This is a genomic window from Microlunatus ginsengisoli (genome assembly GCF_039537205.1).
Taxonomy (GTDB): domain Bacteria; phylum Actinomycetota; class Actinomycetes; order Propionibacteriales; family Propionibacteriaceae; genus Microlunatus; species Microlunatus ginsengisoli.
In genome coordinates this window covers 217,462-240,367 of record NZ_BAABAB010000014.1, presented here as the reverse complement: position 1 = coordinate 240,367, position 22,906 = coordinate 217,462, and the positions used below count along the sequence as shown (strand labels likewise).

The window sequence follows — 22,906 nt, the reverse complement described above, 5'->3', positions numbered from 1 at the left end:
CCCCCGCCTCTCCCCGAGCCCATAGTGCACCTATGGATCTCGGTCGGGAAGCCTTTTGTTGGCCGGCCGAGCCGGACTACCCCCGCCGTGCCGACTTGGCGCGGCGAAGCGCTGCTTCGCGCGCCGTCGCCGGTGCGCGAGGTCGCGGTTGAGTGAGCGAAGTGGTGGCGCCGGTTCGGATCGAGGCGGGACCGGACGGAATCAGGGCTGACCGGACGGAATCAGGGCTGACTGGACGCCAGCGCCTCCTCCAGGGTCCGGGCCGGATGCCCGGTGAGCCGCTCGACGTCGCCGCTGACCGCGGCGACCTCGCCGTCAGCGATGGCGACGTACGTGCTCACCCAGGCGTCGAGCTGCCAGCGCTCCGCACCGAACCGGGCCCGGGACGCGTACGCCTCCTCCACCGTCTCGTCGTGGTAGCTCAGCTCCCGGCCGAGGAACGCACCCGCCCGGGCGGCGATCTCGGCCATGGTCAGGGCCTCCGGCCCGGTCAGCTGGTACGTCGCGTCCCGGTGTGCGGCGGGGTCGCGGAGCACGGTCGCCGCCACATCGGCCACGTCGGCCCGCGCCACCGCCGCTACCCGACCGTTCCCCGCCGGCCCACGGATCACCCCGGACTCGTCGGCGAAGTACGGCAGCAGATCGGAGTAGAAGTTGTCCCGCAACAACGTGAACGCCATCCCGCTCTCCCGGATCGCCACCTCGGCGTCGCCATGGTCACGGCCGAGGGTGAACACCGCGTCGGGGGAGGCACCGACGAAGGAGGTGTAGACGATCTGCCCGACCCCGGCGTCGGCCGCCGCGGCGATGAAGGACCGATGCTCCTCGCGCCGGGTGCGCGACTCGGCCGCCGAGACCATCAGCAGGACGTCCACCCCTGCCAGCGCGGCCAGCGACGCCGCACGATCGCCGTACGAAGCCGTCGCCACCTGCGCTCCCGGCAGTTCCGGCGCCCGGGCGGGGTCGCGGACGATCAACCGGAGGTCGGCGGTTCCGGCGAGCAGGTGGGCCACCCGGCCCCCGACATGACCGGTCGAACCGGTGATTGCGAGCAACGTCATGACAGAGTCAAGGTGTCGCGCGGCCGGCTCATTCCCCGACAGCGCGGTCCCGCGGGGTTCGGCCGGGAGCGCGGCGGGGTCGCCCTACGATGAGGCCATGGTGACCGCGATCGTCTTCGTCAAGGCCGAGGTGGCCAAGATCCCCGAGGTGGCCGAGGAACTGGCCGCGCTGCCCGGGGTGAGCGAGGTCTACTCGGTCACCGGCGCCATCGACCTGATCGTCATCGTCCGGGTCTCCAGCCACGACCAGGTGGCCGAGGTCGTCGCCGACCGGCTGAACAAGGTGCCGGGCGTGCTCAGCACCGAGACCCATATCGCCTTCCGGGCCTACTCCCAGCACGATCTCGAGGCGGCGTTCTCGCTCGGTGGCTGAGTCCCGCCGGCGGGTTCCGGACCGCATGCTGTGGCTCGGTCTGGGGATCGCCGTCGCACTGCTGATCGCGGCCGTGGTGGTCGCGATCCTCAGCTACGTCAATCCCGACGTCGCCCCGCTGGACCTGCCCACGGCCAGCAGCCGCTGACCGCGACCGCTCGAATCCCGGCACGATTCAGCCCGGCACGATTCAGCCCAGCACCATTCAGCCCAGGGCGATCTTCGCGACCACCGCGACCAGGCACAGCAGCACCACGGCCAGCAGGCCGAATGCCTGGATGGCGGTGCGGCTCTGCCGCGGCGCGTAGGCCAGGATCGCACCGGACAGCGCACCCACCAGGGCGCCGCCGATCATGCCCAGCCAGCCGAAGCTGGAGAAGCCGATCAGGATGTTGTAGAGGATCAGCAGCACCAGCAGGCTGATGTCGCCCCGGATGTCCTCGTGCGACTTCAGCTTGCCGATCGCGTTGGCCGCCAGCAGGCCGATGATCGAGAACGCGGCCCCGCTCGCGGTGACCAGACCGGGCGGGCCGAGCAGGAAGCACAGTGTGGTGCCGCCGAGCCCGGCCGCCGTATACAGGGCGACGAACCGCCAAGCTCCGAGCTCGCTCTCGATCGCCCGCCCGACCAGCCACAGGATGAGCAGGTTCAGCAGGGTGGCGAACAGCCCGACCCCGGCGAACGAGGACGTGATCAGCCGCCAGAACTGGCCCGCGGCAACCGCCTCGTTGCTCATCACCAGCAGCCCCGCCACGAGCCCGCGGGTGACCAGGTTGAGGACGTACGTCACCGCGAGGACGCCCATCAACACCTTGGTCGCCGAGCCGCCCCCGGGCCGCAGCGCGGCCCCGAACATCGTCTTCGGCGCCCGGACCCTGGCGCTGCCCGACGAGACGCACTGCGGACAGTGGAACCCGACCGACGCCGGACGCATGCACTCCCCGCAGATCGGGCGGTGGCAGCGCTGGCACTTGATCCCGGTCTGCCGATCGGCGTGCCGATAGCAGGCCACGAATCCCGGCGCCTCGAACTCCGGGCCCGGCGCGGCCGACGAGCTCACTCCGAGATGTCGACCGAGGTGATCACGACCGGGTCGACGGGACGGTCCGCGCGGCCGGTGCGTACGGACGCGATCTCGTCCACCACGGCCTGGCTGGCCGGATCGGTCACCTCGCCGAAGATCGTGTGCCGCCGGTTCAGGTGCGGCGTCGGTCCCACGGTGATGAAGAACTGCGAGCCGTTGGTGCCGGGCCCGGCGTTGGCCATCGCCAGCAGGTAGGGCTTGCTGAACACCAGGTCGGGGTGGAACTCGTCGGCGAACGTGTATCCCGGGCCGCCGGTCCCGGTGCCCAGCGGGCAGCCGCCCTGGATCATGAAACCGTCGATCACCCGGTGGAAGGTCAGTCCGTCGTAGAACTTGCCCTTCGTCGGCTGGCCCGTCTCGGGATCGCGATATTCCTTCGTGCCCGAGGCCAGACCCACGAAGTTGGCCACGGTCTTGGGCGCCTGATCCGGGAACAACTCGATCACGATGTCGCCGTGGTTGGTGTGCAAGGTAGCCGTCTGAGCCACGAAGAAGGGCCTTTCTGCCGTCGATGCCGATCAGGTCGGGAGCCATCCTGTCATGCGGGTCCAAGCCCGCGGCGCCACGACGTGTGACGGGCGGTAAGTTGGGGAACTGCTGCGGTAGAACCGGGATCCGGGCACTCTTACGGAGGATCATGAAGCGCAAGATCGACAAGCAGGTCGAGGCCGTCGCCGAGCCTGCCGAGGACTTCGTCCACACCGTCGCCGACCGGGTCAGCCCGATCGTGCACGGCGCCGCCGATCGGGTCGGCCCACTGGCCCAGACCGCCGCGGACAAGGTCGGCGCTGCCGCGGATCAGGTCGGACCACTGGCTCATGCCGCGGCCGACCGGGTCGGGCCTCTCGCCCAGTCGGCGGTCGAGCGGGTCGGCCCCTACGCGCACTCCGCCGTCGACAAGATCAGTCCGTATGCCCAGTCCGCGGTCGACACGGTGAGCCCGTACGCGCAGAGTGCGGCGGACCGGATCGGGCCGTACGCGCACCAGGCCGCCGACTACATCGGGCCGCTGGCCAGCACCGCGAAGCGGCGAGGCGCCAAGGCAGCCCACGACGCGGTCGAGGTCCTGGGGCCCCGGCTCGAGGACGCCCTGGAGCGGGTTCCGCCGGCGGTCGACCTGGCCCGCGAGAAGCTCGCCGACGATGTCTTGCCGAAGTTGTCCGAGGTGCTGGCGGCTGCGGCCGCGACCCCGCTGGTGGCGGAGGCGAGCAGCCGCGCGAAGTCGACCGTGGCCGCGGCCAAGGGCGACCTGGTGCTGCCCGAGCCGAAGAAGAAGGGGCGCTGGATCAAGCGGATCGCGGTAGTCGCGATCATCGGTGGCGTCGTCGTGGTGGTGGCCCGAAAGGTGCTGGGCGGCGGCAAGGAGTCCGACTGGCAGGCCGCCAGGCCGACCACGCCGTACGCGCCGCCCAAGCCCGCGGACGCCAAGCCGAGCCCGTGGAAGGAGGCCACCGATTCCGCCGCTGCCGCTGCCGGCGCGGTGAAGGACAAGGCCGCCGACCTGGCCGGCGCGGCCAAGGACAAAGCCGCCGATCTCGCCGACGCAGCCAAGGACAAGGCCGCCGACCTGGCCGATGCGGTCCAGGACACGGCCGAGGACGCCAAGGATGCGGCGCAGGACGCCGCCGACGCGGTCCAGGACAAGGCCGGGGACGCCGCCGACGCGGTGCAGGACAAGGCCGAGGACGCCGCCGACGCCGTCCAGGACAAGGCCGAGGACGCCAAGGATGCGGCGCAGGACGCCGCCGACGCGGTCCAAGACTCGGCCGGGGACGCCGCCGACGCGGTCCAGGACAAGGCCGAGGACGCGGCCGACGCCGTCCAGGACAAGGCCGAGGACGCCAAGGATGCGGCGCAGGACGCCGCCGACGCCGTCGAGGACAAGGCCGAGGACGCGAAGGACAAGACCGACTGACGCATTGAGACCGACCCGCTTCTGACGAGAGTGGTCGCAGCCGACAATTCGGGGCATCCGAACGTTGTCGGTTGTGACCACTTTCCGCGTTCGGGAGAAAAGTCGCGTGCGCCGCTAACATCCGGGCCGCTGCGAGGGCCTTCTAGGGATAGAAGGCAATTTCGCAGAAAGGCCGCCGATGACCGCGCTGATCCTCGACCCGCTCCCCCAGACCACCGAATCGCACCCTCGAGCGGTCACCACCGTCACCGGACCGGAGACCGGCTGGCTCGAACCGGCGCCGTTCCGCGCCCATGTCGTGCACCTGACGGCGAGCTCGGGGCTGACGCCGCGCGAGCTCGCCGCCCTGGCCCGGGTCTCGGTCCGGCTGATCCAGCGGCTGGTCAACGGTCGGGACGGCCGGCCGATGCGCCGGATCGATCCGATCAGCGCCGGTCGGCTGCTCGCACTCACGCCGCTCGAGGCGGGGCTGGTGCGCAGCCGGCTGGTGCCGGCCGAGCGGAGCCGGAGCGTGCTGTTGACACTGCGGAGCCGAGGACGCAGCGTGGCGTCACTGGCGCGGCTGACCGGGACCACGGCCACGGAGGTCGAGGGGCTGGCGGCCGGCCGGCTGCCCCGGTGTGCCCAGTTGGTAGAGCTGCGGCTGATCGCGGCGCTGGCCGAGTCGGACGCGCGGATGGCCGCTCGGCCGGCCGCAGGCGAGATCGCCGCGGAGCGTGGCTGGCTCGCGGACGCCGCGTGAGCGTCGGTCCCGCCCGGCCGACCCGGCCCGGCCGGACGAGCCGGTGAGCGGCCCGTGGGTGGCGCTGCTGCCGGCGGCAGCCACCGCCGTGCTGACCGGGCTGGCCGCCGGGCCGATCCTCCGCAGGATGCCGGAGCCGCCCGCCGGCGAGCCCGATGTCGATCGGAAGCTGCCCTACGCGGCTCTGGCCGACGGGCGGTTCGCGCTCGGCTGTGCGCTGGTCGCGCTGGCGCTGGGGTGGACGTCGTGGGCGCTGCTGCCGCCGCGGGCGCAGCCGCCGTGGGTGGTCCTGGCCAGCGTGGGGACGATCCTCGCACTGGTCGACCTGCGCACTACCTGGCTACCGCTGCGGCTGACCCGGATCGGCTGGCTGGCGATGCTGCTGGCCGTCTTGCTCGTGGCCGGGCTCGCCGCAGACCCCGCCATCGCCGCGCGCGGACTGGTCGGCGGGTTCGCCGCCGGCGCGCTGTATGCGATCGTCTGGGCGGTCAGTCGCGGCGGGTTCGGCTTCGGCGACGTACGTTTCGCGCTGCTGATCGGGGCCGCCGCCGGCACCGTCTCGTGGCCGCTGTTGATCTGGGCGCTGTTCCTCGGCAGCGTGCTCGGTGGCGTGATCGGGCTGGTCCTGCTCGCCCGCGGCCGGCGGCAGGGGTTCCCGTACGCGCCCGCGATGCTGCTCGGCTGCTACCTCGCGCTGGCCGTACTGACGCTCGGCTGATCGAGCACGTAGATCAGTGCCAGGGCGTACGCGTCGGCCGCGTCCGCCTGCGGCTCGGTGTGGAAGGCCCGGGCCGGGCCGCTGACAGTGACCACGAAGCCCGCGGAGGAGAAGTCGAGGGACAAGAAGTACGCGCCGATCAGCTCGCGCAACTGGTCCTCGCGTGGCAGCCAGACCACGGCGCTCGACTCCACCGAGTCCAGCGCCCACTCGACGGTGCCGTTGAAGTGGAACCGCGACTCACCGTCGCGGTTCACCAGCTCGACCACCATGTCGCTGACCGTGAACACCGACTCGGCGATCTCGGGCCGCGGGATGTAGAACCGATCTCCGTTCGCCGGCTGCCAGGTGAGAAACGGCGACAGTCGCTCGGCCAGCTCCCGGGAGATCATGCTCGCCAGTATGTCGCGCAGGTGGCGCCGATCGCGGCGCCGACCCCGGGTCGAACTCCGGGCGGGTTACCGAGAGCCGACTACGCTCCAGGCGTGAGCGGCGCCAGACCCGGGTGGTATCCAGACCCCGGTGGCGCCCCGGGATACCGCTGGTGGGACGGCACGGAATGGACCGACGCCGTCGGGGACTCGCGGCACGCACCCGAGCCGGTCGGCGCGCTGCCCGTCCGGACCCAGCCGGCCGAGAACCAGCCCACCCAGAACCAGCCAGCCCAGAACAAGCAAGGCGTGGGCACCCCATCCGTTCCCGGCCAGATCACGACCGGCCAGCCCACGACCGGCCAGCCCACGACCGGCGGGCGAGCTCGGCTGCACCAGGCGACGGCCTGGACGATCGGGGTCGCGGTGCTCGCGGTCGCCGGTGTCGTCCTGGGCCTCGTGATCTGGCACGAGCCGACCTCGGCGGTGGACCGGGCCAAGGCCGGCGCCGCCCCGCGGCCCGCGGCCACCGGCGCCGAGGGCGAGCTCGACCAGGACAGCCGACTGGCCAGGATCGGTGGGGCGTCGATGACCCTGCCCGACGACCCGTACCGCGTCCGACCCGATCCGATGCGGGCCAAGGGACTCTTCGACAGCTATTTCGTCGGCGTGGCGATCGTGCACGAGAACTATCACGATCGCCATGACTGGGCCGCGCTGGTCGGGCTGGCCCATGTCGCGAGCGGCGTCGCGAGCAGCGATCCGGAGACGACCGCACGGGCCGTCACCGACGGCATCGCCGCGCAGTTCTTCGACCGGCAGCCGGTCACGATCGGTGCCGTCTCGCTCGCCGATCATTCCGTCGACGGCTGCTCGGGAGTGCTGGTCAGCGCCGAGGTCCGCTATCGGATCGCCGGTCTGGCCAGCCGGGCCGACCGGCTGACCGTCGTCGTGGTCCGGCTGGACGACGGAACCGAGGTCGCCGCCTTCAGCTCGGTGCCGACCGACGCCGACCAGGCGCTCCGCGACCTGGCCGCCACCTCGCTCGACTCGTTGCACGTCGACTGACCGTCCGCCGCGAGGCACGGCGAGAGCGCGTACGGAACCGTCAGCCGGCCGCGGATCGCGTCGCCTCGACCCAGTGCGCGAGCTTGGCCTTCGCCGCCCCGTCGTCGACGGCCGCGGCCGCGCGCGCCAGCTGCGGCGCGAGCTGGTCGTTCAGCGGCCGGTCGTCGAAACCGTCGTAGGCGAGCAGCGCCGCAGCGGCGTTGAGCAGCACGATGTCGCGCACCGGGCCGGGCCGGCCGTCGAGCAGAGCGGTCGCGACCGCGGCGTTGACGTCTGCGGTGCCGCCCACCAGGTCGGCCCGGACCCCGCGCGCGATGCCGAGCTCCAGCGGCTCCAGCTCCGCGGTGCGGACGGCGCCGTCTCGATAGAGCCAGACCTGCGACGGCGCGGTCGTGGTCAACTCGTCCAGACCGTCGCCGCCGTGCACCACCAGGCCCTGGTTGCCGCGGGCGGCGAACACACCGGCCATCAGCTCCGCCATCCGGACGTCCGCCACGCCGACGGCCTGCGCCACCGGCTGGGCCGGGTTGGCCAGCGGGCCGAGGAAGTTGAACGTGGTCGGGATGCCCAGCTGGCCGCGAACCGGCCCAGCATGGCGCAGCGCGGGGTGATAGAGCGGCGCGAACAAGAAGCCGATCCCGACCCGATCGACGACCGCTACCTGCTGCTCCGGCCTCAGGTCGAGCACCACGCCGAGCGCCTCCAGCACGTCGGCCGCGCCGCACGCCGAGGAGGCAGCCCGGTTGCCGTGCTTGACCACGCGCGCACCGGCTGCCGCCGCCACGATCGCGGCCATGGTCGAGATGTTGACGGTGTTCGCCCGGTCCCCACCCGAGCCGACCACGTCGACCGCGTGATCGGAGATCTCGATCGGCGTGGCGAACTCGAGCATGGTGTCGGCGAGGGCGGAGAGCTCGGCGATCGTCTCCCCCTTCGCCCGGAGCGCGACGGCGAACGCGGCCAACTGGGCCGGTGTCGCCTCACCACCCAGGATCTGCCGCATCGCCCACGCCGCGTCGTCGCGGTCCAGGTCCTCGCCCGCGACGAGCCGGCCCAACACCGGTGCCCAGCTCATCGGGTGCCACCGGCCTCGGCCGGGTTCATGCGCCGCCGGCCCGGGACGCCGCACCGGCACGCAACAGCCCCGCCACCGCCTCGGGCAGCCGGACCGGGTCGACCGGGTGCGGGACGGCACCGTCGGCACGGGACCAGGTCGCCAGCCAGGCATCGTCCGGCCGGCCCGTGAGCAGCAAGATCGGTGGGCACTCGTGGATCTCGTCCTTCAGCTGGCGGGCCAGCCCCATCCCGCCCGGCACGGCCTCGCCGTCCAGGATGACCAGGTCGATCCCGCCGGCGTCCAGCTGGGTGAGCACGGCGGGCTGGGTGGCGACCTCCAGCACGCGGACCGGCGGCAGATCGGCGGCGACGGTCCGGCCGAGCACGAAGCGTACGTTCTCGCGGACCGACCGATCCGACGCGTACAGCAGGATCGTCAGCACCCGGTCCCCGGTCTCGGTGGTCTGCTCGCTCATCGCTCTCCTCGTGCCCAGCTCGCCGGCCCGACCGCTCGGGCCGGCCTCGTCCACACCCTCGGCGCCCGATCGTATCGGCCGGTGCCGAGGCGACGTACGAAGCTCACCCGACGACCGCCGCGACGGCGCCGCCGGCACACCCCGGAGCCAAGATCAACTACTTAGGCTCACCTGAGCTCCAAAACGTGATCATCGACATCTGATGCCCAGGGGTGACCTGCCGAGACGTTGCGGCAATAATGACCCCGTGGCTCTACACACACATGCCGCCAGCGGCTCGCTGACCAGGCCCGCAGGGTCGCTGCACCCGATCCCGCAGACCCGATTGCACGGCCGCGACGACCGGCCCGACCCGGTCGCGGTCGGCGTGATCGTCTGGCTCGCGTCAGAACTGATGTTCTTCGCGGCGCTGTTCGCGGCCTACTTCACGATCCGCAACGTGACCAACGAGCAGGCCGCGGTGCTGGGCACCCCGACGCTGTGGGACGAGTCGACGGCGCTGCTGAACATCCCGTTCGCCATCGTCAACACCAGCGTCCTGGTGGCCAGCTCGTTCACCTGCCAGATGGGCGTGTTCGCCGCCGAGCGGGGGCAGGTCAAGCGCACCGGCGGTCTCGCCAACATCCGCGGCTGGGGCCTGCGCGAGTGGTATGTGCTGACGTTCTTCATGGGCGCGTTCTTCATCGGCGGCCAGGTGTACGAGTACGCGTCGCTGTTCTCGGAGGCGGGCCTGACCATCTCCTCCAGCGTCTACGGCTCGGTCTTCTTCCTGGCCACCGGGTTCCACGGCCTGCACGTGACCGGCGGCCTGATCGCCTTCTGCGTCCTGCTGGGCCGGACCTTCCTGGCCCGCACCTTCACCCACGAGCAGGCGGTCGCCTCGGTCGTCGTCTCGTACTACTGGCACTTCGTCGACGTGGTGTGGATCGCCCTGTTCGGTGTGATCTACATCCTGCGCTGATCGGTGGCGGTGCATCCAGCACCGTCGCCGGAACCGAACACACCCGGAGAGCCTCCGGGGACAACTGAACAGCACGACCGAGCCGCAGTGAAAGCGCTCGGCCACCCGACACCAAGACCTGAGAGGGCTCACCACGTGAGGTTCCTGTCTTCCAGACGGCGCCACCCGGCGGCGAAGCTGCTGCTGCTGGTGGCCGGCCTGTTCGTGATGGGTGCGTCCTGGGCGTTCCTGGCACCGTCCCAACAGGTCTCCGCCGACACCAACACGACCCAGCAGATCGCCCAGGGCAAGGCTCTCTTCGCCGTCGGTTGCTCGTCCTGCCACGGCCTGAACGGCGAGGGCCAGGTCACCGAGCACATCCAGGGCCCGCCCCTGGTCGGCGTCGGTGCGGCGTCCGTGGAGTTCCAGGTCAGCACCGGCCGGATGCCGATGTCCAAACCAGAGGCTCAGGCCCCGGTGAAGCCGACCCGCTACACCGAGGAGGAGGTGCTCGCGCTCGCGGCGTTCGTCCAGTCCCTCGGTCCCGGACCGGAGATCCCCACCGAGGAGATGGTGGATCCGGGCAACCTGAGCGACGAGGACCTGTCTCGCGGCGGTGAGCTGTTCCGCACCAACTGCTCGGCCTGCCACAACTTCGAGGGCGCCGGCGGCGCCCTGCCGAACGGCAAGTACGCACCGTCGCTGCGCGGGGTGTCCAACCTGCACCTCTACGAGGCGATGATCACCGGTCCGCAGCAGATGCCGGTGTTCTCCGACCAGGTGCTCACCCCCGACGACAAGCGGGCGATCATCGGCTACCTGAACACGCTGCACGCGAAGCCCAACCAGGGTGGACTCGCGCTCGGCGGGCTCGGCCCGGTGAGCGAGGGTCTGTGGGCGTGGGTCCTCGGCCTGGGGATCGTCATCTGCTTCGGCATCTGGATCGCGGCCAAGGGAGCGAAGGCACGATGAGCCACGGAACACACGAGGGCCACGGAACCGGCTCTGGTCACGGGACCCACGAGGGTCAGCCCGAGCTGGAGAGCGCGTCGCACGGCGAGCTCGCGGTCGCCTACGACCCGGAGCGGTTCCCGGTCCCGGATCCGGGTCTGGAAGAGCACCTGCCGCGGCTGGCCGACGTCGACGAGAAGGCTGCCGACCGGGCGACCCGGCAGGTCGCCACCATGTTCGGCCTGGTGCCGCTCCTCTGCGTCGCCTTCGTGGTGGTCTACTTCGCCGTCCCGAGCAACGTCACGATCGACTTCGGCCCGCTGCACTCCAACGCGCAGCACGTGCTGTTCGGTCTCACCCTCGGGTTCGCCATCCTGCTGCTGGGCATGGGCGCGATCCAATGGGCCCGGACGCTGATGGGCGACAAGGAAATCGTCGACATCCGGCACCCGATGGTCTCCACCGACGAGGCCCGCGAGTCGGTGATGGAAGACGTCAACGAGGGCCTGGCCGAGACTCAACTGACCCGCCGCAAGGTGATCGGGCGAAGCCTCATCGGTGCAGTCGCGGCGCTCGGTCTGCCGATCTTGGTCGGGCTCGCCGATCTCGGCCCGTGGCCGACCAAGGGTGAGCGCGAGCGCACCATCGAGGACACCATCTGGGCGCCCGGCATCCGGCTGGTCAACGACGTCACGTACACCCCGATCAAGGCCACCGACCTGGTCATCGGCCAGCTGGTCAACGGCCAGCCGGAGAACCTGCAGGACCTGCACGGCACCGAGTTCCTGCAGGCCAAGGCCAAGTGCTCGATCATCGTCGTCCGGATGAACCCGAACACGATCAAGATCCCCAACTCCCGCCGCGACTGGCAGGTTGGCGGAATCCTCTGCTACTCCAAGATCTGCACTCACGTCGGCTGCCCGATCAGCCTGTGGGAACAGCAGACCCATCACCTGCTCTGCCCGTGCCACCAGTCGACGTTCGACCTGGGCGACTCGGGCGTGGTCGTCTTCGGCCCCGCCGCCCGAGCCCTGCCCCAGCTGCCGATCACCACCGACGCCGAGGGTTACCTCATCGCGCGGAGCGGCTTCACCGTGCCGGTCGGCCCGAGCTATTTCGAGCGCGACTCGCGTAACGACTTCGTTGAGGGTGACAACTGATGGCCAAGCCAGTGCCCACCTCCGGCGACGACTCCACAGCCGTCCCGGCCCAGACCCCGCCGCAAGAACTGGGGCCCGTGTTCAAGAAGCTCGCCGGTCCCGCCAAGTGGGCCGACGAACGGCTTGGCCTGGCCACCCTGGTCCGCAACGACGGCAAGAAGGCCTTCTACCTGCGCAAGGTCTTCCCCGACCACTGGTCGTTCCTGCTCGGTGAGATCGCGCTCTACTCCTTCATCGTGCTGCTGCTCACCGGCGTCTTCCTGACGCTGTGGTTCAAGCCGTCGATGGGCGAGGTCGAATACCAGGGCAGCTACCAGCTGCTCCGCGGCCTGGAGGTCTCCGAGGCATACGACTCCACGCTCACGCTGTCCTTCGACATCCGCGGTGGACTGCTGATTCGGCAGGCGCACCACTGGGCCGCCATGCTGTTCATCGCCGCCATGCTGGTGCACAGCCTCCGCATCTTCTTCACCGGAGCCTTCCGCAAGCCGCGTGAGATCAACTGGCTGATCGGTGTCGGCCTGATCGCGATCGGCCTGATCGAGGGCTTCGCCGGCTACTCGCTGCCGGACGACCTGCTGTCGGGCACCGGCCTGCGCTTCGTCGACGGCCTGATCCGGGCGATCCCGCTGATCGGCACCTGGGTCGAGTTCTTCGTGTTCGGCGGCGAGTTCCCGGGGTCGCTGATCATCCCGCGGCTCTACATGGCCCACATCCTGCTCATCCCGGCCATCATCCTGGGTCTGATCGCGGCGCACCTGGCCCTGGTCTTCTACCACAAGCACACGCAGTACCCGGGTCCCGGACGCAACGACAACAACGTGGTGGGCTATCCGCTCTACCCCGTCTACATGGCCAAGGCCGGCGGCTTCTTCTTCATCGTCAGCGGCGTGATCGTGCTGATGGGCGGCCTGATGCAGATCAACCCGGTCTGGACGTACGGCCCGTACAACCCGGCCGAAGTGACCGCCGGCTCCCAGCCCGACTGGTACATGGGCTTCGTCGAGGGCGCCATCCGGATCATGCCGAACTGGGAGTCGCACATCGGCCACACCACGTGGTCGTGGAACGTCGCCATTCCGGGTCTCGGGCTGATGGGGCTGATGTTCACCGCGATGGGCCTGTACCCGTTCATCGAGCGCTGGGTGACCGGGGACAACGCCGAGCACCACGTGCTCGAGCGGCCGCGCAACGCGCCGACCCGGACCGCGTTCGGGGTCGCCGCGATGACCGCCTACGGGCTGTTCTGGATCGCCGGGGGCAACGACCTGGTCGCCACCCAGTTCCACGTCTCGCTGAACTCGGTGACGTACTTCATGCGGGTGGCGGTGTTCGTCGGACCGGTGCTCGCGTTCCTCATCACCAAGCGGATCTGCGTGGCCCTCCAGCGGGTCGACCACGAGCGGTTGCTGCACGGGGCGGAGAGCGGCGTCATCGTCCGCTCGCCGTCGGGCGGCTACCACGAGCGGCACCGGCCGATCACGCAGGAGGAGGCATTCACGCGTACGCAGCACCTGGAGCACGATCCGCTGCTCCCGTTGGCCGCCGGCCAGCTGCCCGAGAAGCAGCTGAAGAAGGAGAACCGCCGGCGCAAGGCGACCCGGTTCTGGTTCCTTGACTCGCTCCGCAAGCCGACTCAGGAAGAGCTCGAGGACGCGGCGCATCATCACGGCGAGATCCACGACGACGCCGGCTACGCGACCGAGGACGCCGTCGTCGGCAGCAGCCATCACCACGAGATCACCTCCGACGGTTCGGAGATCGACGACCCGACGGAGTTCCGGCCCGCGCGCTGACGCCGGCCACCGGCCTCGTTCCACACCCCCTTCCGCCCTTGGCGGAAGGGGGTGTGTGCTTTCTCACTCTTGCCCGGATCGGCGAATATCCCGGGCGTTCGTACGTTGGCACCTGGTGGAAGATGCCGCGCGTCGCCGGGTGGCACCCGTCCCCGACCGATCCACGAAGGCCATGAGTACCGATCTGAAAGCCCCGCAGAATCCGCAGCCCGACGAAGCCGAGGAGGCGACGGAGAAGAAGAAGGTCCTTGATCTGTCGCTGACCCAGGTCGTCGGCGGCGCCCTGGCCGCGATGACGGCAGCCGCGCTCGGGTCGACCCTGGGTGTCGGCGGCACGATCGCCGGCGCCGCGCTCGCCAGTGTCGTCGCCGGTGTGGCCGGCTCGCTGTACACAGCATCCCTGCGGACCGGCCGGGAGAAGGTGCGGACCGTGTTTCGCGGCGGCACCGACGCCGCGACCGCGCCGCCCGCACCCATCGATCCGACCACCACGGTCACCGCGACCGGCCGGGCGATCGAGGAGACCCAGGTGCTCCCGGTCTGGGATCCGCTCCCGTTGGAGCAGCCCTCCCGGGGTCGGACGTCAGCCGGCCGGACGTCGTCCGGCGCCAAGGCGCGTGCCCGATCCGCCGGCGGCTTCCCGTGGAAGCGCGCCGTCGCGATCAGCCTGTCCGTCTTCGCCCTCGCGGCGGTGCTGATCACCGGCTACGAGCGGGTCAGCGGTCAGCCACTCTCCGGCGGCAGCGGGACCACCGTGTCGCAGGTGCGCAGCGACACCCCGAGCTCGGACAACAAGGACAGCTCGGGTTCGGACTCGACGCCCAGCCCGTCCGCGCCCTCCTCTTCGCCGTCGGCGACCGAGACCGAGAGCACCCAGCCGAGCGCGGAGCCGTCGGCGACGGAGTCGGAGAGCCCGTCGGCCAGCCCGAGCGAGTCGCAGCCCACCGCCACCCCGTCGACCGACGCCGGTGCCGCCGCCCAGTCCGGCGCCGCCCTCCCCGCCGGCTGACCCCTCCCCCGGAACTCGGATCCCCTGGAGCACTTCGGATCCGCTGTAGGGGATCCGGCGACGTACAGAGGATCCGAGATCCGGCGGGACCTGACCTCGGATCCCCTCTTGCACCTTGGATCCCCCACCGCCGCCCGGATCCCCCACCGCAACTCGGATCCCCTGGAGCACTTCGGATCCGCTGTAGGGGATCCGGCGACGTACGAAGGATCCGAGATCCGCCGGGACCTCGCCTCGGATCCCCTATTGCACCTTGGATCCCCTACCGCAACCCGGATCCCCTACCGCAACCCGGATCCCCTACCGCAACTCGGATCCCCTATGACGACTCGGATCCGCTGCAGGGGATCCGGCGGCGTACAGAGGATCCGAGACCCGGGTGGCCACGCCGGCCTGAAACGAATCAAAACTGCGCTACATCGGACCGATTCTCGCGTGGCGCGCTGCTGTAACGCTTCAGGATTGCTGTGAGTGCATGCCACAATGTGCGCATGGCGGGCGGGCAGGTCAGCATCAAGGACGTCGCCGAACGGGCCGGTGTGGCCCTCGGCACCGTCTCCAACGTCCTCAACCGGCCCGAGAAGGTCGCCGAGCCGACCCGGGCGCGGGTGCTGGCGGCAATCGAGCAACTCGGCTTCGTCCGCAACGACGCCGCCCGCCAGCTGAAGGCCGGGAAGAGTACGTCGGTCGGCTTCATCCTGCTGGACGTACGCAATCCGTTCTTCACCGACGTCGGCCGCGGCGCCGAGCAGCAGGCCGCCAAGCACGGGCTCAGCGTGCTCCTGGCCAACAGCGACGACCAGCCCGATCGAGAGCACGCGTACCTCGACCTGTTCGAGCAGCAGCGCGTCCGCGGGCTGCTGGTCTCGCCGCTCGGCAATGTCTTCGACCGGCTGGAGCGCCTCCGGACGCACGGCATCGTCACCGTCCTGGTCGACCGGGTCGCCGACGGCCGGCCGTTCTCGTCGGTGTCGGTCGACGACGTGGCCGGCGGGCACCTCGCGGTGACCCACCTGATCGAGCAGGGCTGCCGCCGGATCGCTTTCATCGGCGGCCCGGTGACGATCCGCCAGGTCGCGGACCGGCTGTTCGGCGCAAACAAGGCGGCTGCCGAGCACCCGGACGTCGAGCTGGAGGTGTTGCTCAAGGACGGGCTCACCGTGCAGCACGGGCGCGCGGCGGCGGACGCCATCGTCCAGCGCCCGCCGGGCCGCCGCCCGGACGGCGTGTTCTGCGCCAACGATCTGCTGGCGGTCGGCGCACTGCAGTCGTTCACGATGCTGAACGGCCGGATCGACGTGCCGGGCGACATCGCGCTGATCGGTTACGACGACATCGACTTCGCCAGCGCCACCGTCGTGCCGTTGAGCTCGATCCGGCAGCCCTCGGTGCTGATGGGACGCACCGCGATCGACCTGCTGCTGGAGCAGATCGAGGCCGAGCCCGGCAACCCGGTGGAGCCGCGAAGCGTCGTCTTCCAACCGGAGCTCATCGTCCGGGACTCGACCCGCCGCCTCGCCTGACCCGCTCGACCTCAGTTCCCACCCGGAAACTGTGCGCGTCCTGCAGCGACACGCCGGCGGCGGGTGCAACAGCTGCACAGTTTCCGGGGGCCGGCGGCCTCAGCCGACGACGATCACCTCGAGGGTGCGTGGGCCGTGCACCCCTTCGACCCGGTTGAGCTCGATGTCGCTGGTGGCGCTCGGCCCGCTGATCATGGTCAGCGGCCGGGTCGGGTCCATCCGGGCGATCATCTCGGGTACGTCGGGAACGATCACGCCGCGCTCCACCACGCACAGGTGGTAGTCGGGCACCAGGGTGATCGCGCGCCGGCCCTGGTCGGGTGAGGCGTCAAGCACGAGCGTTCCGGTCTCCGCAGCAGCGACGGCGCAGCCGGTGACGACGCCGTCGACCGCGTCGAGGTCGGCCACCGTCAGCGGTGCGTCCGGCCGGTCGACCCGGAGCTCGACGTCCAGCCCGTCGCTCCACTCGGTCGGCAGCCCGAACGGGACCACCAGAGTGCACGCACCGCGCTCGGCGATCGCCGCCGCGATCGTGCTGGCCAGCTCGTCCGGAGCGCACCGCCGGACCAGCGCCCGGTAGTCGACCAACCGGTCGACCAGCAGCTCGACCACGTCGTCCAGCGAGCGGGTCGGCTGGTCGCGGTAGGCCCGATCCACCTGCTCGTACGCCGGTGCGGACGGCGGCGCCAGCTCGTGCGCCTCACGGATCCGGTTCAGGATCTGCTGCCGGGCGTTCACGAGGTCTCCCGGTCGTGTTCGGCGGCCCACCAGTCGCGGAAGGACTGCTTCGGGGGTCGTGGGACGTCCCGCGAACCGGTCCAGGCACTGGCCAGCGGGAGCGGCAGGGGCCCGATCACGCCACGCTTTCGCCCCAGCACCCTGCCGGCCCGGGCGCCGCGCACCGCGGCGGTCCACCGCGACTCGTCGCTCATCACCCAGGCCGCGGCGGCCATGACCGCGCTCTCGGCGGTGGGCAACCGGTGCTCGGCCCGGTGGGTCTCGACGTGCGCGGCGCGGAGATGGACCAGCATCGACGGGATGTCGATCTTGACCGGGCAGGCGTCGTAGCAGGCGCCGCACAGCGAGCTCGCGTACGGCAGCGACGCGTTGTCCTCGATGCCGGTCAGCTGCGGCGACAGCACCGCGCCGATCGGGCCCGGATAGACCGAGCCGTACGCATGGCCGCCGGCCCGCTCGTAGACAGGGCACACGTTCAGGCAGGCACTGCACCGGATGCAGTTCAGCGCGTCCCGGCCCTGCTCGTCGGACAGCACCGCTGTCCGTCCGTTGTCCAGCAGCACCAGGTGGAAGTCTTGGGGTCCGTCGCCGGGGGTGATACCGGTCCACATCGAGGTGTACGGGTTCATCCGCTCACCGGTCGACGACCGGGGCAGCAGCTGCAGGAACACCTCCAGGTCGGTCCAGCTCGGCACGAGCTTCTCGATCCCCATCACGGTGATCAACGTCTGCGGCAGGGTCAGGCACATCCGGCCATTTCCCTCGGATTCCACCACCCCGAGCGTGCCGGTTTCGGCGATACCGAAGTTCGCGCCGGAGATCGCCACCCGGGCCGACAGGAACTTGCGCCGCAGGTGCTTGCGGGCCGCGCCGGCCAGCACCGCCGGCTCGTCGGTCAGCCCCGGATCCGCGTCCGCCATCTCCCGCAGGAAGATCTCCCTGATCTCCGCCCGGTTCCGATGGATCGCCGGCACCAGGATGTGCGACGGCTTGTCGTGGCCCAGCTGAACGATCAGCTCGGCCAGATCCGTCTCGATCGCGGCGATGCCCTGCGACTCCAGATGCTCGTTCAGCCCGATCTCCTGGGTGGCCATCGACTTGACCTTGACGACCTCGTCGGAGCCGGTGGCCTTGATCAGGTCTGTGACGATCTCGTTGGCCTCGGCCGCGTCCCGGGCCCAGTGCACCGTCCCGCCACGCGCGGTCACGTTCTCCTCGAGCTGGACCAGATAGCGCTCCAGGTTCGCCATCGTGTGCACCTTCAACTGCCGACCCGCCTCGCGCAGCGCCTCCCAGCCGGGCACCTCCCCCACCACCTGGGCTCGCTTGGCTCGGATCGTCTGGGTGGCATGCCCGAGGTTCGCCCGCAACTGGGCATTGCCCAGCGCCGCCCGGGCAGCGATCGGGAACGTCTCGTCGCCGCGGAGGTTCCCCACTCCGCGGGGCGAGGTCGGCGGCGTCGGCATCCCCAACAGCACCGGCTCAGCCATCCGTCGGACCGCCGTCCCGAGTCTGGGCGAGGATCTCGGCCAGGTGGATCGCCCGGGTGCCGGTCCGCAGCCGGGACAGCCCACCGCCGATGTGCATCAGACACGAACTGTCACCGGCCGAGCAGAACTCGGCGCCGGTGTCCAGCACGCTTCGCATCTTGTCCGCCAGCATCGCTGTCGACGTATCCGCGTTCTTGATCGCAAACGTCCCGCCGAACCCGCAGCACTGATCCGCGCCCGGCAACTCGACCAGCCGGATCGCGTCCACGTTCCGGAGCAGCTGCAACGGCTTGTCCCCGACCCGCAGCATCCGCAGCGAGTGGCAGGTCGGGTGATACGTCACGCGGTGCGGGAAGTACGCCCCCACGTCGGTCACCCCCAGCCTGTCGACCAGCAGCTCCGACAGCTCGTACGTCCGCCGCCCCAGCTGCTCGGCATCCTCGGCCAGGGCGGTGCTGCCGAACCGGGATGCGACCAGCGCGTGCTGGTGCCGTACCGACCCGACACAGGACCCGGACGGCGCGACGATCGCGTCGTACGGCTCGAACGTGCGAACGTACCGCTCCACCAGCGGCAGTGCCTCGCGCTGATAGCCCGTGTTCACGTGCATCTGGCCACAACAGGTCTGCTCGGCGGGAAACACCACCTCGTGCCCCAGCCGCTCCAGCAGGCGGACCGTCGCCCGACCCACCTGCGGAAACATCGTGTCCGCCAGACACGTGATGAACAGCGCGATCTTCACCGGATCACCTCGCCTTCGACGATAGTGCCCCACTCCGATCGGACGACGGCTGGTACTCCCGAAGGGTCAGTCCTGCGCGCTCGACCGCCCGCAGCGCCTCGAGATCGCCGGTGATCGCCCCGGCGGCACGCGCCTGGACCATCACGTTGCCGAGCGCGGTCGCCTCGACCGGACCGGCCAGCACCGGAAGACCGGACAGGTCGGCGGTCAGCCGGCACAGCAGGACGTTCTGGCAGCCGCCGCCGACGATGTGGATCGCCGACACCGTGCGGCCGGCGAGCCGCGCTCCCTCGGCGACGGTCCTCGCATAACCCACCGCCAGGGAATCCACCACGCAGCGCACGATCTCGGCCCGGGTCTGCGGAACCCGCTGGCTCGAGTCGCGGCACGCGGCCTGGATCCGGGCGGGCATGTCGTCCGGAGCAATGAACGACGGGTCGTCGATGTCGATCACCGGGCCGCCGTCCGGCAGCTCGCCGGCCTTCGCCAGCAGGTCGGACAGGTCCTGCTCCGCGCCGTCGCTCGACCACTGTCGCAGCGACTCCTGCAGTAGCCAGAGACCGCCGACGTTGCGCAGGAACCGGACGCGACCGTCGACGCCGCCCTCGTTGGTGAAGTTCGCCGCTCGGGTGTCGGTGGTGATCACCGGCTCGTCCAGCTCGAGACCGACCAGCGACCAGGTCCCGGACGAGACGTACGCGAACTCCCGATCCAGCGCCGGCACGGCGACCACCGCCGACGCGGTGTCGTGGGTGCCGACCGCTACCACCGCGGTCGTCGCCGGCAGCCCGGTCCGGACGGCGATCTCGTCCGTGATCGTGCCGACCGTCTCGCCGGGTCGGATCAGCGCCGGGAACAGGTCGGGCGGCAGCCCGAGGGCATCGAACGCCTCGGCCGACCAGGACCGGCTCCGGGCGTCGAACAGGCCGGTGGTGGAGGCGTTGGTCGCCTCGGTCCGCAACTCGCCGGTCAGCCAGTACGCGATCAGGTCCGGCAGCAGCACCGCATGCGCGACCTGCGTCCAATGTGCCGCCGTCCGTTCCGCAGCCAGCTGATACAACGTGTTGAACGGCAGGAACTGGAGCCCGCTGATCTCGTACTGCCGCTCGCGGCCGAGCACCGCATCCACCTCGGCGATCACCGCGTCAGTCCGGCTGTCCCGGTAGGCCACCGGCTCGGCGATCAACCGTCCCGCCGCGTCCAGCAACCCGTAGTCGACCGCCCAGGTGTCGACGCCGATGCTGATCACGTCCGGGTACCGGGCGGTCAGTGCCCGCAAACCCTTCTGCACCTCGGCGAACAGCGAGGTCAGGTTCCAGCGCAGATGCCCGTCGGCCTGCCGGACACCGTTCGGGAACCGGTGCACGATATCGGTCCGGAAACCTTGCCCGTCACGGATCCCGGCGACCACCCGGCCGCTGGACGCACCGATGTCGATCGCCGCGAACACCGTCGAACCAGTCATGGCAGCACCAGTCTTCCGGTCATCTGTGGAGCCTCTCGGGAGCACAGGACCACGCACGGAGCGCGGAGCGCGACCATCCAACACCACTCAGCGCAGGAACGCGGCGGCGACGCCGGCGTCGACCGGGATGTGCAGGCCTGTGGTGTGGGACAGGTCGGCGGAACAAAGCACGAACACGGCGTTGGCGACGTGCTCGGGCAGCACCTCGCGCTTCAGCAGCGTGCGCTGTGCGTAGTACTTGCCGAGATCCTCCTCGGCCACGCCGTACACGGCCGCCCGCTTCGCGCCCCAGCCACCGGCGAAGATGCCGGAGCCGCGGACCACGCCGTCGGGATTGATGCCGTTGACCTTGACGCCGTACTCGCCGAGCTCGGCGGCGAGCAGCCGAACCTGGTGGGCCTGGTCGGCCTTGGTCGCGGAGTACGCGATGTTGTTCGGTCCCGCGAAGATCGAGTTCTTGGAGGAGATGTACACGACGTCGCCGCCCAGCCCTTGTTCGATCAGCACCCTCGCGGCGGCCCGCGAGACCAGGAACGACCCCTTGGCCATCACGTTGTGCTGCAGGTCCCAGTCGGCGACCGTGGTGTCCAGCAACGCCTTGGACAGCGACAGACCGGCGTTGTTGATCACGATGTCCAGACCACCGAAAGCCAGCACGGTCGCGTCGACCGCCGCCTGCACGGCGGCCTCGTCGGTCACGTCAGCGGCGATCCCCACCGCCACATCCAGATTGCCGATCTCCGCGGCGGCACGCTGCGCCTTGGCCTCGTCCAGGTCCGCGATCACCACACATGCGCCCTCGGCGGCGAGCCGGGTCGCGATCGCCTTGCCGATTCCCGACGCCGCACCGGTGACCAGCGCGATCCGGGTGGCCAGCGGCTTCGGCGTAGGCATCCGCGCCAGCTTCGCCTCCTCCAGCGCCCAGTACTCGATCCGGAACTTCTCGGCCTCGTCGATCGGCGCGTAGGTCGAGACACCCTCCGCACCTCGCATCACGTTGATCGCATTCAGATAGAACTCGCCCGCCACCCGCGCGGTCTGCTTGTCCTTGCCGTACGAGAACATCCCCACACCCGGAACCAGGATGATCGCCGGATCCGCCCCGCGAATCGCCGGGCTGTCCGGCGTCGCGTTCCGGTCGTAGTAGCCCTGATAGTCGGCCCGGTAGGCCTCGTGCAACTCCCTCAACCGGGCGACGCTGTCCTCGACACTCGCGTCCGCCGGCAGATCCAACACCAGCGGCTTCACCTTCGTCCGCAGGAAATGATCGGGGCACGACGTGCCGAGCGCCGCCAGCCGCGGATGCTCCGCCGAGGCCAGGAACTCCAGCACCCGCGGGTCGTCGGTGTAGTGACCCACCACCGGCTTGTCCGCCGATGCGATCGAGCGCAGCGTCGCCGCCAGCGCGGCCGCCTTCGCCCGTCGCCGGTCATCCGGCAGTGCACCGTAGCCGTCCAACGCCGGGCCGAACGGCTCCGCCTTGCCGTGCTCGTCGATGTACGCCGCCGCGGTGTCGATGATCCACAGCGAGTTCCGTTCGGACTCCTCGCTCGTCTCGCCCCAGGCGGTGATCCCGTGGCCGCCGAGGATGCAGCCGACCGCCTGCGGATTCTCACTCTTGATCTTGGCGATGTCCAGTCCCAGCTGGAATCCGGGCCGCCGCCACGGCACCCAGACGACCCTGTCGCCGAAGATCTCCTTGGTCAGCTGCTCGCCGTCCGCGGCCGTCGCGATGGCGATCCCCGAGTCCGGATGCAGGTGATCGACATGCGCCGCATCCACCAGGCCGTGCATCGCGGTGTCGATGCTCGGCGCCGCCCCACCCAAGCCATGCAGGCAGAAGTCGAAGGCGGCCACCATCTCGTCCTCCCGGTCCACACCCGGATAGACGTCCACCAGTGCCCGCATCCGATCCAGCCGCAACACGGCCAGACCCTTCTCACTCAACGTGCCCAGGTCACCGCCCGAGCCCTTCACCCACACCAGTTCGATCGGCTCACCGGTCACCGGGTCGGTCTCGGTCCCCTTCGCCGACGTGTTCCCGCCCGCATAGTTCGTGTTCTTCGGATCCGACCCGAGCCGATTGCTCCGCTCGATCAGCTCCGTCACTGCCTGGTTCGTCACTGGTCTTTCTCTCTCTCGGGCTGCCAGCAGCCCATCGTCTGCGATCGGTCGGTGGTGGAAGGGTGGTCAGGGATGCCGGTCGCGGCAGCGGCACGAGGCTCGGG

General features: G+C 70.3%; 23 protein-coding genes. 12 read left to right on the top strand and 11 right to left on the bottom strand.

What is annotated here, in order from left to right:
* Positions 1-221 precede the first annotated feature (221 nt).
* Positions 222-1,061 carry an NAD(P)H-binding protein gene (locus ABD747_RS10420; RefSeq protein WP_344804124.1) on the bottom strand — a complete coding sequence of 280 codons (840 nt, stop codon included), beginning with the start codon at positions 1,059-1,061 and terminating at the stop codon, positions 222-224.
* Between the two features lie 97 nt (positions 1,062-1,158).
* On the opposite strand from ABD747_RS10420, the gene ABD747_RS10415 reads away from it, so the two are divergent.
* The gene (locus ABD747_RS10415; RefSeq protein ID WP_344804122.1) at positions 1,159-1,434 is read left to right on the top strand and encodes an Lrp/AsnC family transcriptional regulator; all 276 of its coding nucleotides are present in this window, start codon (positions 1,159-1,161) and stop codon (positions 1,432-1,434) included.
* Positions 1,427-1,582 carry a hypothetical protein gene (locus ABD747_RS10410; protein ID WP_344804120.1) on the top strand — a complete coding sequence of 52 codons (156 nt, stop codon included), beginning with the start codon at positions 1,427-1,429 and terminating at the stop codon, positions 1,580-1,582. The genes ABD747_RS10415 and ABD747_RS10410 overlap by 8 nt, the downstream gene beginning before the upstream one ends.
* Before the next feature lie 57 nt (positions 1,583-1,639).
* On the opposite strand, the gene ABD747_RS10405 is transcribed toward ABD747_RS10410, so the two are convergent.
* Together ABD747_RS10405 and ABD747_RS10400 are read right to left on the bottom strand one after the other, a co-directional pair.
* Positions 1,640-2,494, bottom strand: coding sequence for a rhomboid family intramembrane serine protease (locus tag ABD747_RS10405; protein WP_344804118.1), 855 nt, complete (start codon positions 2,492-2,494; stop codon positions 1,640-1,642).
* The gene (locus ABD747_RS10400) at positions 2,491-3,006 is read right to left on the bottom strand and encodes a peptidylprolyl isomerase (RefSeq protein WP_344804116.1); all 516 of its coding nucleotides are present in this window, start codon (positions 3,004-3,006) and stop codon (positions 2,491-2,493) included. The genes ABD747_RS10405 and ABD747_RS10400 overlap by 4 nt, the downstream gene beginning before the upstream one ends.
* A gap of 149 nt (positions 3,007-3,155) precedes the next feature.
* On the opposite strand from ABD747_RS10400, the gene ABD747_RS26695 reads away from it, so the two are divergent.
* The 3 genes from ABD747_RS26695 (at position 3,156) to ABD747_RS10380 (ending at position 5,893) form a co-directional block, all read left to right on the top strand.
* On the top strand, positions 3,156-4,433 hold the full coding sequence (locus ABD747_RS26695) for a DUF5324 family protein (protein ID WP_425562507.1): 1,278 nt from the start codon (positions 3,156-3,158) through the stop codon (positions 4,431-4,433).
* 178 nt (positions 4,434-4,611) lie between these two features.
* A complete protein-coding gene (locus ABD747_RS10385) occupies positions 4,612-5,175 on the top strand; it encodes a hypothetical protein (RefSeq protein WP_344804114.1) in 564 nt (187 codons plus the stop codon).
* 43 nt (positions 5,176-5,218) lie between these two features.
* On the top strand, positions 5,219-5,893 hold the full coding sequence (locus ABD747_RS10380; protein ID WP_344804112.1) for an A24 family peptidase: 675 nt from the start codon (positions 5,219-5,221) through the stop codon (positions 5,891-5,893).
* Here ABD747_RS10380 and ABD747_RS10375 read toward each other — a convergent pair.
* Positions 5,860-6,285: a pilus assembly protein CpaE gene (locus ABD747_RS10375; RefSeq protein WP_344804110.1), complete on the bottom strand. Its 426-nt coding sequence runs from the start codon at positions 6,283-6,285 to the stop codon at positions 5,860-5,862. The genes ABD747_RS10380 and ABD747_RS10375 overlap by 34 nt on opposite strands.
* Before the next feature lie 93 nt (positions 6,286-6,378).
* Between ABD747_RS10375 and ABD747_RS10370 the strand changes: the two genes are divergently transcribed.
* Positions 6,379-7,332 (top strand): DUF2510 domain-containing protein, encoded by a 954-nt coding sequence (locus ABD747_RS10370; RefSeq protein ID WP_344804108.1) that lies wholly within the window; start codon positions 6,379-6,381, stop codon positions 7,330-7,332.
* 40 nt (positions 7,333-7,372) lie between these two features.
* On the opposite strand, the gene trpD is transcribed toward ABD747_RS10370, so the two are convergent.
* The gene (gene trpD, locus ABD747_RS10365) at positions 7,373-8,407 is read right to left on the bottom strand and encodes an anthranilate phosphoribosyltransferase (RefSeq protein ID WP_344804106.1); all 1,035 of its coding nucleotides are present in this window, start codon (positions 8,405-8,407) and stop codon (positions 7,373-7,375) included.
* 25 nt (positions 8,408-8,432) lie between these two features.
* Complete coding sequence (locus tag ABD747_RS10360) at positions 8,433-8,864, bottom strand: DNA-binding transcriptional response regulator (RefSeq protein ID WP_344804104.1); 432 nt, start codon at positions 8,862-8,864, stop codon at positions 8,433-8,435.
* Between the two features lie 247 nt (positions 8,865-9,111).
* Here ABD747_RS10360 and ctaE point away from each other — a divergent pair, with 247 nt between their 5' ends.
* The 6 genes from ctaE to ABD747_RS10330 all read left to right on the top strand — a co-directional run bounded on the left by ctaE (position 9,112) and on the right by ABD747_RS10330 (position 16,243).
* A complete protein-coding gene (gene ctaE / locus ABD747_RS10355; protein WP_459077224.1) occupies positions 9,112-9,825 on the top strand; it encodes an aa3-type cytochrome oxidase subunit III in 714 nt (237 codons plus the stop codon).
* Between the two features lie 135 nt (positions 9,826-9,960).
* Entirely contained in the window at positions 9,961-10,776 is an 816-nt protein-coding gene (gene qcrC, locus ABD747_RS10350) for a cytochrome bc1 complex diheme cytochrome c subunit (RefSeq protein WP_344804102.1), read from the top strand.
* Entirely contained in the window at positions 10,773-11,915 is a 1,143-nt protein-coding gene (qcrA, locus tag ABD747_RS10345; protein WP_344804100.1) for a cytochrome bc1 complex Rieske iron-sulfur subunit, read from the top strand. Before qcrC ends, qcrA begins: the two co-directional genes overlap by 4 nt.
* A complete protein-coding gene (gene qcrB / locus ABD747_RS10340; protein ID WP_344804098.1) occupies positions 11,915-13,711 on the top strand; it encodes a cytochrome bc1 complex cytochrome b subunit in 1,797 nt (598 codons plus the stop codon). The genes qcrA and qcrB overlap by 1 nt, the downstream gene beginning before the upstream one ends.
* Positions 13,712-13,883: 172 nt before the next feature.
* Positions 13,884-14,720, top strand: a complete 837-nt coding sequence (locus ABD747_RS10335) for a hypothetical protein (RefSeq protein ID WP_344804096.1) — start codon at positions 13,884-13,886, stop codon at positions 14,718-14,720.
* A gap of 491 nt (positions 14,721-15,211) precedes the next feature.
* A complete protein-coding gene (locus ABD747_RS10330) occupies positions 15,212-16,243 on the top strand; it encodes a LacI family DNA-binding transcriptional regulator (protein WP_344804094.1) in 1,032 nt (343 codons plus the stop codon).
* Between the two features lie 99 nt (positions 16,244-16,342).
* Here ABD747_RS10330 and ABD747_RS10325 read toward each other — a convergent pair whose 3' ends face one another.
* The 5 genes from ABD747_RS10325 to ABD747_RS10305 form a co-directional block, all read right to left on the bottom strand.
* Complete coding sequence (locus ABD747_RS10325; RefSeq protein ID WP_344804092.1) at positions 16,343-16,981, bottom strand: LutC/YkgG family protein; 639 nt, start codon at positions 16,979-16,981, stop codon at positions 16,343-16,345.
* On the bottom strand, positions 16,978-18,471 hold the full coding sequence (locus tag ABD747_RS10320; protein ID WP_344804090.1) for a LutB/LldF family L-lactate oxidation iron-sulfur protein: 1,494 nt from the start codon (positions 18,469-18,471) through the stop codon (positions 16,978-16,980). Before ABD747_RS10320 ends, ABD747_RS10325 begins: the two co-directional genes overlap by 4 nt.
* Positions 18,464-19,213, bottom strand: coding sequence for a (Fe-S)-binding protein (locus ABD747_RS10315; protein ID WP_344804088.1), 750 nt, complete (start codon positions 19,211-19,213; stop codon positions 18,464-18,466). Before ABD747_RS10315 ends, ABD747_RS10320 begins: the two co-directional genes overlap by 8 nt.
* A 4-nt stretch (positions 19,214-19,217) precedes the next feature.
* On the bottom strand, positions 19,218-20,678 hold the full coding sequence (locus ABD747_RS10310; protein WP_344804086.1) for a rhamnulokinase: 1,461 nt from the start codon (positions 20,676-20,678) through the stop codon (positions 19,218-19,220).
* Between the two features lie 87 nt (positions 20,679-20,765).
* The gene (locus ABD747_RS10305) at positions 20,766-22,802 is read right to left on the bottom strand and encodes a bifunctional aldolase/short-chain dehydrogenase (RefSeq protein ID WP_344804084.1); all 2,037 of its coding nucleotides are present in this window, start codon (positions 22,800-22,802) and stop codon (positions 20,766-20,768) included.
* Positions 22,803-22,906 lie beyond the last annotated feature (104 nt).